The sequence below is a fragment of the Citrobacter sp. TBCS-14 genome (assembly GCF_005280805.1).
In the GTDB taxonomy this organism is placed as follows: domain Bacteria; phylum Pseudomonadota; class Gammaproteobacteria; order Enterobacterales; family Enterobacteriaceae; genus Citrobacter; species Citrobacter gillenii.
In genome coordinates this window covers 1-218 of the sequence record NZ_SZWM01000693.1, presented here as the reverse complement: position 1 = coordinate 218, position 218 = coordinate 1, and the positions used below count along the sequence as shown (strand labels likewise).

Annotated in this window: 1 protein-coding gene; it reads right to left on the bottom strand. The window is 46.8% G+C overall.

From position 1 onward, the window contains the following. Positions 1-218: DUF1071 domain-containing protein (locus FDX22_RS30585; RefSeq protein ID WP_146717710.1), on the bottom strand; the 218-nt coding region annotated here is incomplete at both ends.

The window sequence follows — 218 nt, the reverse complement described above, 5'->3', positions numbered from 1 at the left end:
GCGTCCAGTCACCGCGCAGTGCCACCACATCGGGCTGCTGCAGGGTTCCATATTAGGATATCCAAGTTCTTCAGCTCGTTTTAGTGCTGGTTGGATCTCACGAAGTCGTTGCTTTTCAGCTTCCAACAGTTTCTGTTCTTCTGTCAAGTCAGGGAGGTCTTCATTCATATAGATATATAAACCTAAACCGTGCCTTGCGATTGCTTTTACTAAACAGC